The sequence below is a fragment of the Oscillatoria salina IIICB1 genome, from assembly GCF_020144665.1.
Classification (GTDB): domain Bacteria; phylum Cyanobacteriota; class Cyanobacteriia; order Cyanobacteriales; family SIO1D9; genus IIICB1.
Window position 1 is genome coordinate 39,529 of record NZ_JAAHBQ010000009.1, and the last position, 14,314, is coordinate 53,842.

The 14,314-nt window shown below is 40.5% G+C and carries 9 protein-coding genes; 4 read left to right on the forward strand and 5 right to left on the reverse strand.

The genetic code is table 11. The features are described 5' to 3' along the window. Both G3T18_RS03335 and G3T18_RS25695 read right to left on the reverse strand, forming a co-directional pair. Entirely contained in the window at window positions 1-1,356 is a 1,356-nt protein-coding gene (locus G3T18_RS03335; protein ID WP_224409106.1) for a DUF3370 domain-containing protein, read from the reverse strand. 243 nt (window positions 1,357-1,599) lie between these two features. Next, window positions 1,600-2,757: a hypothetical protein gene (locus G3T18_RS25695; RefSeq protein WP_318013922.1), complete on the reverse strand. Its 1,158-nt coding sequence runs from the start codon at window positions 2,755-2,757 to the stop codon at window positions 1,600-1,602. Between the two features lie 53 nt (window positions 2,758-2,810). On the opposite strand from G3T18_RS25695, the gene hisH reads away from it, so the two are divergent. Both hisH and rsmD read left to right on the forward strand, forming a co-directional pair. Further along, window positions 2,811-3,446, forward strand: a complete 636-nt coding sequence (gene hisH / locus G3T18_RS03345) for an imidazole glycerol phosphate synthase subunit HisH (protein WP_224409107.1) — start codon at window positions 2,811-2,813, stop codon at window positions 3,444-3,446. A gap of 242 nt (window positions 3,447-3,688) precedes the next feature. Continuing rightward, window positions 3,689-4,231, forward strand: coding sequence for a 16S rRNA (guanine(966)-N(2))-methyltransferase RsmD (gene rsmD / locus G3T18_RS03350; RefSeq protein ID WP_224409108.1), 543 nt, complete (start codon window positions 3,689-3,691; stop codon window positions 4,229-4,231). 42 nt (window positions 4,232-4,273) lie between these two features. Here the strand turns inward: rsmD and petG are convergent, their stop codons facing one another. Further along, window positions 4,274-4,387: a cytochrome b6-f complex subunit V gene (gene petG, locus G3T18_RS03355; RefSeq protein ID WP_224409109.1), complete on the reverse strand. Its 114-nt coding sequence runs from the start codon at window positions 4,385-4,387 to the stop codon at window positions 4,274-4,276. A 249-nt stretch (window positions 4,388-4,636) separates the two neighbouring features. Between petG and G3T18_RS03360 the strand changes: the two genes are divergently transcribed. Further along, window positions 4,637-5,026 (forward strand): c-type cytochrome, encoded by a 390-nt coding sequence (locus G3T18_RS03360; protein ID WP_224409110.1) that lies wholly within the window; start codon window positions 4,637-4,639, stop codon window positions 5,024-5,026. 214 nt (window positions 5,027-5,240) lie between these two features. On the opposite strand, the gene G3T18_RS03365 is transcribed toward G3T18_RS03360, so the two are convergent. Together G3T18_RS03365 and G3T18_RS03370 are read right to left on the reverse strand one after the other, a co-directional pair. Beyond that, window positions 5,241-5,687, reverse strand: coding sequence for a hypothetical protein (locus tag G3T18_RS03365; protein WP_224409111.1), 447 nt, complete (start codon window positions 5,685-5,687; stop codon window positions 5,241-5,243). Between the two features lie 43 nt (window positions 5,688-5,730). Further along, window positions 5,731-9,849: a PAS domain S-box protein gene (locus G3T18_RS03370; RefSeq protein WP_224409112.1), complete on the reverse strand. Its 4,119-nt coding sequence runs from the start codon at window positions 9,847-9,849 to the stop codon at window positions 5,731-5,733. Window positions 9,850-10,272: 423 nt separating this feature from the next. On the opposite strand from G3T18_RS03370, the gene G3T18_RS03375 reads away from it, so the two are divergent. Then, window positions 10,273-14,223 (forward strand): PAS domain S-box protein, encoded by a 3,951-nt coding sequence (locus G3T18_RS03375; protein WP_224409113.1) that lies wholly within the window; start codon window positions 10,273-10,275, stop codon window positions 14,221-14,223. The last annotated feature ends 91 nt before the right edge of the window (window positions 14,224-14,314 follow it).

Here is a 14,314-nt window from a genome sequence, read left to right on the forward strand (position 1 = left end):
TTATTCAGTTAAAGTTTTCACTGTCAAAACTTGTGGTGGGGTAGCATCGGGAGGATAGAGAAAATCAACTTTTACCGTGCGAGTTTCTTTTGGTGGTATGGTTAAATTTGCTAAAGGTTCTGCTTGTTGACCTCGTTGTTGAACTAAGTGAAAATAATTATTAACAGAATTACCTTGTTCGTCCTCGTAGCTAATTTCTACTGTACCTCGGAAAAAAACTTGTGGGGCTGGAGGTTCAAGAAAGCGTAATCCTTGGGTTAAAATATCTTGTTTGATGGGAGTTTGTAAAGTAACAGCTACAGTTTTGCTAGCTTCAGTTGGGTTGTAAAAAGGTAAGGTTAAACTGTATTCTACGCCATAGTTACCGTGAGCGCTATAAGCCGTATCAGGATAGCGCACTAGCATCGGTGCAGTTTGAATTTGATTTGTTCCTAGTCTACCACCAGCGAGGGTACTAATACCATAAGAAAAAGCTTCACCGACGCCGGGAATCGTAAGTTTTTCGCTACGATTATTATCGGTTAAAGTAGCTTTCCATTGGGAACCTTGGGAAACGCCCGCAACTCGTCCGTAAATTATACCACCAGTGGTATTATTGGGAGGAGTCGGGACGCGATCGCGTGGCGTAACTAATTCTCCTTCTGCTAATAATTCTTTCCATTCTGCTAATGTCGGTTTCCTCTCTTCTCCTCTTTCATCTACAGGCGCAAACATTGCTAAACTTGCTGCATAAACTTCCCCGTTACTATCTAATTTTATGTAAGTAGAACGACCATTTAAAGGTGGTTCCCATTCTCTTACTGGAATAGGCAAATTAAGTAACATTCTACTTTCTCCGGGTGGAATAACTAACTCGTCAGGAAAGTTTTCTTGTCTTACTCCCCTTAAGATATCATTCATTACTCGACTACCGGGTCCCGCGTAAACATTTCCTTCTGGGTTTGGTACTTGAGAAGGTAGTTTAATAAATGGTGCATCTGGTCGAGAAAGATAACTTGCTGCGGCTAAAATGTCAACTGTTACTGTTTCCTTAGTTGGATTATGTAACATTATTCCTAGATACAAAGTTCGTAAATCTTCTGGGGTTGGCGGTTTAGCAATATGATGGGCGAAAATGTCAAAACGTCCTTGAAAAGGAAAGCTTAAATGGGCTTCGGGATTAGCTTTGTTTTCTTTGGCAAAAGTGGAAAGTAAAATTCCTTCAGATAAGACTACTTCTGGGCTATTACTGTTAAATACGGGTACGGAATTTAATTGTCCTGCTAAAGGACGAACTTCTTGAGGTTTCACTATTTCTTGAGGAGTAGGTTCGGGTGGTGGTGTTGTTTGAGCGAAAAGTAAGCCAAGTAAAAACATGAATTTGTTTCCTTATTTATTGTACATTGTTTATTGTCGCACGCGAACATTAAAAGTTCCCAGAAAAATCCTTTTCGCTGAAAATAAATTTTAGCAAATAAGACGGACATTCTCTAGAAACGTTGCCGGCAATGTCTCTACATTTGTGTATTTTATGTAGCTTGGTTACGATTTAACTTAAATAACTGAAATTTAGCTCGCCGATCGATTAACTAGAAATATTCTCAATTTTTTTTGATAAAGTTATGAAATCTGTAAGTCACACTGGTTAAAAAGATAGTTTATCGCAGCGAAAAGTCGTTCTAATTCTTGAATTGTGTAAAAGGTAATATTTTTAGTAAAAGTGTTTGCTTTTAGTTGACCAAATTGCCAAGTAAATCCATTAGTAATAATACTAAAAATTTTTAGATTCGGTGCTTGGTTAAGTTGCTGTGCGGCAATTGTTTCTACTAATGATTCGATTAACATTGTGTTGAAATTAGCTGGTTTTGCTTTGACTAAGAGTAAATAAGGTTGGTCGAAAACAATTTTTCCGAAAGAAGATCGTTGAGCTAAAATATATTCAGGAAAATAGGATAAATCGCTTTCGTAGTTTAAAGGTTGATGACTCCACAAAAGTAATTTGCTGCGATAAGATTTCCAGGCTTCTTTTAAAATTGGATAAATTAAGTTTTCGCAAATAGCAGATTCGCAATTATCGACTATTCCCTCCTTCATTACTGTTTCTAAGTCTTCTCGAAAGTGGTTGGGAATTTTTAATTGAGTTTCGACAATGAAATTGGCTTCTTCATATTTAATTTGAAATTCTTTGACAACTTCACCAAGAGTTTGATAATGGCTGGTAGGAATTTTTAACTTGCAAGTGATAGAAGTGTTGACAAGGCGTACTAATTTGTTGATTATTGTGCAAAAATCTGTTATAATTAGCGGTGAATTTTCCGGAGTAAGCAGGGGAATGTGAACGAAAATACACAGACTTGCTGAGTTGGTTTGTTGGAGATAGTTCAAGACTTCGTAGTATAAACCTTCACAAACAAATTTTCCGGCATCGTGGCTTATTTCGGTAAATTCTAAGCCAGTTAATAAGTCTGATAAATCTACTTTTGTTTGTAGTAAGAATGCGCCGCAAGTAGCATTTGATTCAATAGTTAGTTGGGTGCGCGATTCTGCCATTCCACAACAAACGATCAGATCGGGCTGCCATTGTTGAATTTTGCCGATCGCGTTTTTACTCGCTGTTTCGGTATCGACAACAAGCTGTCTTAAGAAGGCTATCTCAGCATCAGGAAAATTAGATCCGGCAATTTGAGCTAATAAGTCGTCTGAGGAGTTAGACTTTTGGTGGGGTAGCCAGGTTTGAAAGGAGGTTAAGAGGATTTTTCGCTTCCAGGAATTAATCACAACTCAAGTTGATACACTAAAGTAAACATAGCAAGCTAAGGGAGTTAAATTTGATGGCGGCGATCGCGGTAATCGATTATGATATGGGAAATTTGCACTCTGCTTGTAAGGGTTTGGAGAAAGCGGGTGCAACTACTAAGATAACTGATTCTGCTGACGAAATTGCTCGCTCTGAGGCGATCGTTTTACCTGGAGTAGGGGCTTTCGATCCGGCTGTACGACATTTGCGATCGCGCGATTTGGTGGAACCGATTCGTGAGGCGATCGCGTCTGGTAAACCTTTTTTGGGTATTTGTTTGGGTTTACAAATTCTTTTTGATGGTTCGGAAGAAGGAAATGAACCGGGTTTAGGTATCATTCCTGGAATGGTACGTCGCTTTCGTTCGGAACCAAATTTGACTATTCCTCACATGGGTTGGAATCAGTTACATTTTACCCAAAAAAATCTCGCTCTTTGGCGGCAATTACCAAGCGATCCTTATCTTTATTTTGTCCATTCTTATTACGTCGATCCGAGCGATTCTGCTTACACTGCGGCTACAGTTACTCATGGTAGCCAAACTGTGACTGCGGCGATCGCCAGAGATAATTTAATGGCTGTTCAATTTCACCCAGAAAAGTCTTCTACTTTGGGGTTACAAATTCTCAGTAATTTTGTCCGCTTGATTCGTGCTCGGGTTGCTGCTTAAATTTGGTTATATTTAATCTTCAATATTTGAAACTAATTTTTCGCCAAAAAGCTTGCTTTTTTCTAACTTTTGTGAAATGATTATCGTTAAGGGTTCATACATAATGGAAAATAAGCGTAAAAATTTTTCGGCACAGATTCCCATTATAAAAAAATGATACCTAAAAAAATTCAGAAAATCTGTAAACTAGTATACATTTTTCCAATCAAAGTAACGCCGGCATCGCAACAAAAAACAAAATTGTGAGTATCAGAATCTACGGCAATCGACAGTTAAAAACCTTACCCGGACAATCAACTCGTCCCACAGCAGCGAAAGTAAGAGAAGCATTATTTAATATTTGGCAAGGCGCGATCGCCGATTGTCGCTGGTTAGATTTATGTAGCGGCAACGGCTCAATGGGGGCGGAAGCCTTATGTCGAGGGGCGAAATTAGTCGTAGGCATCGAAAAAAATCCGCGTGCTTGCGCGATTATCAGAGAAAATTGGCAGCAAGTAGCCACCGATGGACAAGAATTCAAAATTTTGCGCGGAGACGTAGTAGCGCGTCTAAAAGCCTTAGCAGGACAGAAATTTGACCGCATTTACTTCGATCCCCCTTATGCAAGTAACTTATACGATCCGGTATTAGCAGCGATCGCCGAATATCAACTTCTCGAAGCAGAAGGAAGAATAGCCATCGAACACGATCCTCAAACTTGGACAGCCACAGAAATCCAGCAACTCTCTCTCTGCGGCGAAAAACTCTATGGAACTACAGCCCTCAGCTTTTATTGTCCAGTTTAAATCCTCAGCCCCCTGTAGCAGAAGGCTAAGGATTTCCAAGTGTTAAACCTTCAGGTTGTCACCGCGCTTGTACTGCATCCAAGCCGCATAGAAGAGTCCAGCCAGAGTAACGGGAATTAAACCCAAGACAATTCCCAACAGCAATGGTTCGATCACCTTTTGTCTCCTTTGTTATATTTTTATATCTTTTGATAATCCTACTCGATGAGGGCGTTTCAGTTCCACCACCTCTCAATTCTGCCCTCTTGAGCTTGCTTACTCAGTGGAGAAATTTTAAGCTATGTGTATAAATAAAAATAATTGTGGAAAAAAATGTAGCTTACGTTGCCCCAAAAATGACTAGATTGAGGTAAAAAATTCATCTACCACCAAACGACCTAAGCAAAAAGCGATTATTAGAAAAAAATGCTGGAAAAAACCGTGGATAACCAGTTCGCCAATCCCAAAATTATCACTCAACGAATAACTTTCATCGTCATGGCGGTGGTGCTGGCAATCCTGGCTAGCATTCTAGCGATGCAAATGTACCGGGTTTCCGATCCCTACATTCAAGAAGTTTTCTCTCAGACAGGAAATCCAGTCAAAGGACAAGCCATGTTTGAAATCAATTGCGCTGGATGTCATGGTGTCACCGCCGAAGGTAATGTCGGACCGAGTTTACATAACGTTTCCAAACGGCGATCGCCAGTAGATTTGATCGAACAAGTGATTAGCGGCGATACCCCACCAATGCCAAAATTTCAACCCAGTCCTCAAGAAATGGCAGATTTGTTAAGTTATTTACAGCAACTCTAAGTTAAAAAGTCAATTGATTTTCAATCGCCATTCAAGCTTTTTAATTAACTCTAAATTACTAGCACGACTTCCTTGAAAATAGCAACAATAATAGCTAATAATTCCTTAGCAACAGTTGAGTAATCCGAGCTATTTTCAGGGCGAATCTTCATGATCAATTAAATTCAAATATTACTCTCAGTATTTAGACTAAAAAAAACTAAATTTGTCAAACTTAATTTTCTTCGTTATTTAGCATTTGACATTGACTAAGATTAGCTCTAGTTTGAGCAATATCTGCTCGATCTTGAGCTTCATCAGCTCGTCTTTGCACTCGATCGGCTTCATCTTGTGCTAAAGTAGCTTCATCGGAAGTCACTGAATTATATTTATCTACCTCTTGTTGGGCTAAATTAGCTTCTTGTTGGGCTAAATTAGCTCTATTTTGAGCAGCATCAGCTCTGGATTGTGCCTTACTCGCACGAAGTTTTGCTAACGAGTCTCTAAGTTGTTCGGCATCAGATTGAAATTTATTCAAGTTAGCTCGATCTGTAGCTGCTTCCTGCTTAATTTGTTCGACTTCTGCTCGCAAAGCAACTATTTGACTTTTGAGTTTTTCGTCTTCAATAACTAAAGAACCTAGTTCTGCAACGATCGCATCAAGGAGCTCAATATTTTCCATAGCTGGATACACCAACAGTCTCGCCTAATTATTTTATCGCTTATTAGGGATTTTGCCTTAAAAGCTTGATAATTTGCGCTACTAGCTTTCTCGGCGGTACTGGTTTACTTAAATGAACTTGGAAACCTGCGGCAAGAATTTGTTCTCGCTCAGTTTCTGAAGCATAAGCAGTGAGAGCAATAGCGGGAATTGCGGCTGTTGATTCTCCAGCGCGAATTTCCTTAATTAACTCGTAACCGTCCATTTCTGGCATTGCTATATCGCTAATCAAAAGATCGAACTGAGAAGAAGCCAGATTTGCTAATGCTTCTTTTGCACAAGCTACAGCTTCAATAATTGCTCCTGACTGTTCGAGTATAAAGCTAACTAATTCGCGGTTATCAGCTTCATCTTCTACTACCAAAATTCTCACCCCAGCCAAAGAAACAGAATTAGCTTTCTTGGGTTGCTGTTTGAATTTATCTTGCTTAATTTCACATAAAGGTAAAGTAACAGTAAATGTGGCTCCTTGGTTTTTTCCGGCACTATAAACACTAACTTTGCCACCGTGTAACTCAGTTAAATAACGGACGATCGCCAAACCTAATCCCAAACCGCCAAACGAGCGAGTCCGGCTACTATTTTCTTGACGGAAGTATTCAAACAGAAAAGGCAAAAACTCTGGATCGATACCTTCACCCGTGTCTCGAACTTCAATTTTCGCTTGGCGCCGATCCTCATCAAGTCGGACTTCAATTTTGCCGCCTTCTGGTGTAAATTTTACCGCATTAGAAAGTAAATTCCACATTATTTGTTGCAGTCGGTTAGAATCTCCTTTAACTCGATCGTTCTCTATTTCTAAGTTGGTAATAATTTCAATTGACTTGGCTTCTGCGGCTAAATGAATAGTTTCAATAGCTGCTTTGATAATTGGCGTTAAAGATACTTCAGTAGCATTAAGAGAAAGTTTGCCGCGTAAAATTCGAGAAACGTCGAGCAAGTCTTCAATTAAGCGATGTTGAATTTGGGCATTCCGGGCAATTGTTTCTAAAGCTTTCGCCGTTGTCGCTTTGTTAAATTGTTTTCTTTGTAATAGTTTTGACCAACCGAGAATTGAGTTCATGGGGGTTCTCAATTCGTGAGAAAGCACTGCTAAAAATTCATCTTTAACTCGGTTAGCTGCTTCGGCTTCTGCACGAGCAGCTTTTTCTCTAGTTAAGAGAATCTCGCGTTCGGCTTCGGCTTGTTTGCGTTGGGTTAAATCAATGACAAAACAAACAGTTTGTTCGCTCGATCCCTTTAACAAAGCACCTGCTAAGAAAATTGGTATGCGAGTGCCATCGCGGCGAAAATATTCTTTTTCATAAGGCGTACAAATTCCCGTCGTAGAAATTTCTCTGACTTTTTGGCGATCTAATTCTTGATATTCCGGTGGAGTCATTTTTTTCCAATGCAAATTTCCTGCTTCTAAATCAGCTTTGGTATAACCGACCATTGCTAAGAAAGCATCGTTCGCATCGGAAATTTTCCCTTCAAGATCGGGAAAAATTACGCCGATAATATTTGACTCAAATAAACGCCGAAATTTCGATTCACTTTCACTCAAAGCTTGTTCGGAAAGCTTACGAGCAGTAATATCGAGTAGTAAACCATCCCAAATCAAACCGCCATCTGATTGCTGAGTAGCTTTAGCTAGTCCGCTAATCCATTTGATTTGACCGGAGGGAGTAATAATTCGCCATTCGTGTCGCCAAGAATTGCCTGTATCGGCTACCGCAGAAACTGATTCTTCAAAGGCATTAAGATCGTCAGGATGGACTAACGACCAAAGTAACTCGGCGTTAGCTGCGATCGCCTGGGGTTCTAGTTCAAATAAGTCTTGACAGCCAGAACTAATATAGGTGAATTTGTCTTTTTTCTGGCGATCGTTGTACTGATAATAGCGATAAATGACGCCAGGTAAATTTTCTGCTAGCCGACTAAAGCGGGTTTGAAACTGTTCGAGTGCGATTTCGGTTTCTTTGCGATCGCTGATGTCGCGCCAAGTGGCAACAAAGCCATCTCTAAAGGGTACAATTCGGATGTCGAAGGCTCTTTCGAGATAGCGAAATCCGTATTTATCGGCGTAAGTTAGCGATTCTTTCACTAACGGTTGTCTGGTTTCGACTACTTGGCAATATTCGGCAAATAAGCCGCTATCGCGATGAGCAGGCAAAATTTCGCACAAACCGCGACCAATTTGTTCTTCAAAGCTGAGGCAATTATTTTTGCAAGCTGCGGCATTGACGTACTCGATGCGAAAATCAACGATCTCGCCTTCTGGGGAGCGAATGGCTGAGTAAATGCCAAAACAGTCGAGAATGTTTTCTATTGAGGTGCGAAACTGTTCTTCACTTTTTTCGAGTGCGGCTTTTTGACGTTGAGTTTCGCTGAGATCGAGGAGAAAGCAAACTCCTTCGCTTTGAGACTCTTCTAATAATGCTGCACCGAAGAGAATGGGGACGCGAGTGCCGTCGCGACGAAAGTATTCTTTTTCAAAAGGCGTGCAAACTTTTTTTTCGTGCATTTGAGCGATCGCTCTTTCGTCGAGGTGTTGATATTCTGGGGGAGTTAATTGTTGCCAGTTTAGTTTTCCTGTTTCTAAGTCGCGGCGATCGCGATCTAGAAGTTGCAAAAAAGCTTCGTTGGCTTCGACGAGCGTGCCGTTAGTATTCCAAAAGGCGATCGCGAGTAAGTTTGACTCGAAAATACACCGAAAGCGCGATTCACTTTGTCGCAGAGCTATCTCAATTTGTTTATAATCGGTGACATCTCGACAAATACTCATTACTGAGGCTACTTCGCCGTTTTTTCCCCATTCTGCTACTGTTTGAGTTTGGTAGTAGCGCAATCCTGCTGGTGAGGTAAACTCAAATTCCCAAAAGTCAGCTTTTCCCGTGTGAAAAATATTTTCTATTCGCTGTTGCCAATCCCTTACTGATTGTTCGGGAAAGCCTATTTCGGCATTAGTTTTACCAATAAATTCTTTTGGAGATCTTCCCGTTGCTTTGGTAAGCGCAGGATTCACATAAAGATGGCGTAATTGGCGATCGAAGCGAGAAATTAGATCGGGTGAATTTTCTGCTAAACTACGGAATTTTTCTTCTTGTTCGTGTAGTGCTTGTTGGACTTTTTTGTATTCAGTAATCTCGGTGATTGTTACGCCAATCCCGATTATTTCTGCATTTTGGCAACGTACGGGGAAATAGTTACTTAACCAGTACCGTTCTTCTCCTGCGGGTACCTCTCCTAAATTAGTTTCTTCTAAATTTAAAACTGCTTCTCCGGTCGTTAAAATTTTTCGGTGGCGCCGATCGAGAATATTCGCTAATTTGCTGGGTAGGATCTCCCAAACTGTTTTGCCGATATGTGCTTTGGGGCTAGCTTTGTTTAAATTAGCTAGATATTCATTAACTTTAACAAAACGAATCTGGCGATCGAGAAAAGCTACGCCGATGGGCGCGCTTTTTAGTAATGCTGCTAAAAAAAATTGCTCTTGAGCTAATTGGGCTATATTTACCTTTTCTCCTGCACAATCCGCACATTCTTCAATTTGACTTGATTGAGAATTAATCTCTTTTTCTAAGAGACAATTCCTTGATGATAATTCTTTCGATTCGTCTTCTTTTTTCGCTAAATCTGTCTGTTTTGGCTGGTTGATTTTCGTTGCTGCGATTAACTTTTGCTCTTTTTCTAAGTTTACTATTTGCAGTAAATGCCAGCCATATTCTCCATCAATTTGTTTCAGGCGACAAGTAAATTCTCCTTCAGTTTCCTTTTGCCAATCTTGACGATCTTCTGGATGAATAACTTGTTGCCATTCAATACCATGACTTTGCTCCTCTGTCAAGCCAGTATAATCGAACCAACGCTGATTAAAATATTTTCCAGTGCTATCGGCGTCAATTATCCAGGTTAGTTGGGGGAGATTTTGCACGATTAGGCGATCGCGCTTGAGTTGTTCGACGACGAGATCGGCTTTTTTTTTCGGTAAGGCGATCGCTAGCAAACCAATTGCACCAAACAACCAAGGGACAACTGTTAATTCTTGTAAAGGAGATTTTACCTGAAATAGTATTCCCGCAGCAATCAAAGCCGTAACTAGCCAATAATACCTTTGTGGAATCGGAGTAACTTTCAACATTAAGAGATTGACCGATTTTTAACTACTAACGTCCTCAAATCCGGTAGATTCACCGTCAAATTTCGTCTATATCGGGAAACCAAGTCCCTGACTGCAAATTCCTGGATCGGTGTTTCTTCGTCACTATCCGGATTTCACTTGAGAGCAAATTTCCGTCAATTTTAAGCTAAGGTGTTATTTTTTTACACTCCCCCTAGGGTCGATTTTGGCGATCGATTTACCTATTTTCGGCAAAATGTAAGTACAATTACCATAAAAACAACTTTGTTCTCATTAATTTTTGTAAAAAAATGGCTCTTATCTAGAGGAAACTAGAAAATGTACAACTAGACTAGGATTTTGAACCAACTACTAATGATTATCAATTAAAGTCTTGTCATTTTTCCTGCTGGAGTTTCTTCATTTTCAAGTTATTAAAAGCAAATGTCATCTGACCAAAGAAGGATAAATAGATCGGAAAAGGCAAAATTAATTCAGATTTTGCAATTGCTAGGTAAAATTGCCACTATTACCGTCATTTGTCTTGGCTGTGTGGTAATCCTTGGTTGGACATTCAAAATTGCCATCCTCAAGAGTGTCATTCCGGGGACAGTATCGATGAAATCTAGCACAGCGATCGCGCTAATCTTAAGCGCAATTGCCTTAAACATCTGGCAACAAGTATACCAAAGAAACTCGCCAAATCCTACCCGCAGCTATTGTTTAATTTATAGCTGCTTATTTTTGGTATTAATCATTGCCTTAGTTACCCTAATTCAGTATACTTTTCAACTAAACTTAGGCATCGACCAACTAATTTTCAAAGTCGCACCCGACTCCGTAGATGCCGCAGCCAAAGGCAAAATGGCTCCCAATACAGCAATTAGTTTTTTATTAATCGCCTTAGCCTTACTGCTGTTAATTAAAAGAATTTATCGTCCGGCACATTGTTTTGCCATAATTACTTTTTTAATTGCTTTTGTTGCCTTAACTGGACACGCTTACCATCTTATCTTTTTTTACGGGATTGGTTCGCCAACCGGGATGGCAATTCACACGGCAATTAGCTTTATTTGTTTATCATTAGGAATTTTGTTTACAGTTCCCGAAAAAGGTGTAATGAAACTTTTAATCAGTCAAAATGCTGGGGGCGTTGCTCTCCGCAATCTTTTACCAGTGACAATTCTTTTTCCTACCTTACTAGGATGGTTGTTGCTAATAATTTTTCAAGATCAAATAGCCACAAATTCTTGGATAATTGCGTTATTTAGCGTCGGTAATGTCATAGTTTTCTCCTTAATACTCTGGTTAAATGCCAACAAACTCGATCGTTTAGATTTGCAGCGAGATCGATATTTTCAAGAACTTGTAGAAAGCGAAGATAAATTCCGCGCTATTTTCAACCAGACTTTTCAATTTATCGGACTACTCAAACCAGACGGGACAATTTTAGAAGTAAATCAAACCGCATTAGAATTTAGCGGAGTTGCCAAAAAAGACGTAATTGGTAAACCATTTTGGGAACCTCGTTGGTGGATTCCAGACACAGAAACCGAACAACAATTGCGAAACGCGATCGCTCTTGCCGCTAGAGGTGAATTTATCCGTTATGAAGTGGATGTTCGAAGTAAAGAAAATCAGGTAATCACGATTGATTTTTCCCTCAAACCAATTAGCGACGAAAATGGAGAAGTAATTTTATTAGTTCCCGAAGGAAGAGACATTAGCAAACACAAACAAGCCGAAAAAGCCCTAGCCAACTTCACCAAAGAATTAGAAAATCGAGTTAGAGAAAGAACTACCGAACTTGCAGCCACAAATAAATCTTTACGTCGAGAATTGCGCTTGCGACAACGGGCAGAAACGATCTTGAGAGGACAAAATAAAATTCTCGAAAGAATTGCTTGGGATTTGCCACTCTCAGAAACTTTAGCAGCAATTACTACTTTAATTGAATCTCAAGCCGAACAAGCTTTATGTACAATTCTCCTGCTCGACGAAACAAAAACGATCTTACATTATGCTGCGGCTGAAAGTTTGCCCGCAGACTTTAAAAAATTCATGGCAAATGGTTTAGTAATCGGCGAAAATGTTGGCAGTTGTGGCACCGCAGCTTATCGAGGCGAACCAGTTATCGTTACCGACATTGCTAGCGATCCTCTTTGGCGAGATTATCGAGATTACGCTTTACAATTTGGACTTCATGCTTGTTGGTCGATCCCAATTTGGAACAGTAAAAGTGAAGTTATTGGCACATTTGCAATATACTATCCTACTCCTCGCTCCCCCAGCAAAAACGATTGGGAATTAATCGAATTATCCACTGGATTAGCCGCAGTCGCGATCGAAACTAAGCAAAATCAACAAGCTTTAGCCGCCAGCGAAGAAAGATTTCGTCAGGCGATCGTCAATGCTCCTTTTCCAGTGGTTATTCATGCAGAAAATGGTAAAATACTGCAAATCAATCGAGTTTGGACAGAATTAACCGGATATACTCCAGAAGATCTTCCGACGATCGCCGAATGGACAGAAAAAGCTTATGGGGAACGTCAGGAAATTGTGCGATCGCAAATCGATCGCTTGTACGATTTAAACGAACGCATCGACGAAGGTGAATTTACGATTACTACGGCTAGCGGCGACAAGCGGATTTGGGATTTTAGTTCTGCTCCTTTAGGCATTCTCCCTAACAACGGGCGTATGGTAATTTCAATGGCAATGGATATAACTCAGCGCAAACAGGCACAATTAGCTTTAGCTCAAAGTGAAGCAAGTTTGCGTCGCTTAGTAGAAGCTAATATTATTGGCGTTTTCTTCGCTAACTTAAGTGGGACGATTTTTGATGCGAATGATGCTTTTCTCAATCTAATTGGTTATACTCGCGAAGATTTAGCCGCAGGAGAACTTTCTTGGATTAAATTAACTCCCCCAGAATACAGCAGCCAAGATCGAGAACAAAATCAAAAACTGGCAGAGACAGGAGTTTCCGATACTATCGAAAAAGAATACATTCGTAAAGATGGTAGTCGGGTTCCGGTTTTAGTTGGGGTTGCCGCGATCGCCGCCGAAGAGGAAAATTATGGTGTTTGTTTTGTCGTCGATCTTAGCGATCGCGTGCGAGCAGAACAAGCTTTGCAACTTCGCCTCAAACAACAAGCCGCCGTTGGCGATCTCAGTCAATTAGCACTTTTAGGGATGGATCTTGATGTAGTTTTTGCTTGCGCTACTGACCTGGTCGCGAAAAATCTCCATGTAGAGTATTGTAAGGTTTTGCAGCTATTACCCGATGGTAACTCTTTACTGCTGCGCTCTGGAGTCGGTTGGCAACCGGGACTTGTCGGTCAAGCTACTGTGGGTACTGACCTCGATTCCCAAGCGGGTTATACTTTACTTTCCCACGAACCAGTCGTGGTGGAAGATTTACGCACCGAAACTCGTTTTAGCGGTCCGCCACTACTCAGAGAACATCGAGTTATTAGCGGCATGAGTGTAATTATTTCCGGAAAAAACCGTCCTTTTGGCATCCTCGGCGCTCATACCACTTCTCATCGCCAGTTTAGCCACGAGGACATTAATTTTCTTCAGCTTATAGCTAATGTCCTCGCGACCGCAATTGAACGCCACCAAGCAGAAACCGAAATTCAGCAACTTAATGCCTCTCTCGAAGCACGAGTACAACAACGTACTCAACAACTCGAAGAACTTAATCAAGAATTAGCAGCTTTTGCTTATTCTGTCTCTCACGATCTTCGCGCTCCTCTGCGAGCAATGCAAGGATTTTCGATCGCTTTACTGGAAGATTATGGCGATCGACTTGATGAACTTGGTCAAAATTATGCCCATCGCATTGTTAATGCCGCAGCCCGGATGGATAATTTGATCCAAGACTTACTCGCTTACAGTCGTTTGGGTCGTACCGATATTAAATTACAACGAGTTAATCTCCAAGTCGCGATCGCTCAGGTATTATCTGAACTGGAAAGCGAATTGCAAGCTCAACAAGCTCAAGTAAAAGTCGAACAACCCCTCGGATTCGTCATTGCTAATAGTCGGATTCTCCAGCAAATTTTGCTGAATTTATTAACTAATGCCCTTAAATTTGTTCCTCCTGAAGTCCCACCTCAAGTACGAATCCGTACAGAAGAAAAAAACGATCGCCTCTATCTTTGGGTAGAAGATAATGGTATCGGTATCGCTCCCGAACACCAAGAAAGGATTTTTCGCGTTTTCGAGCGTTTGCATGGAGTCGAAACTTATCCAGGTACGGGAATCGGCTTGGCGATCGTGCGCAAAGGTATTGAACGTTTAGGTGGTAGTTGTGGAGTAAAATCAATTCTAGGTCAAGGAAGTCGTTTTTGGCTTTCTTTGCCAAAAAGTGAAAAAAATCAGCAATAGTTTCCGTTATTTGGGGAAAAATGTTAACTTAATAGAGAAAATTCTCACCAATCTTAAGAAATGGTCAAAATTTAGCTTAATAAATAAAAAA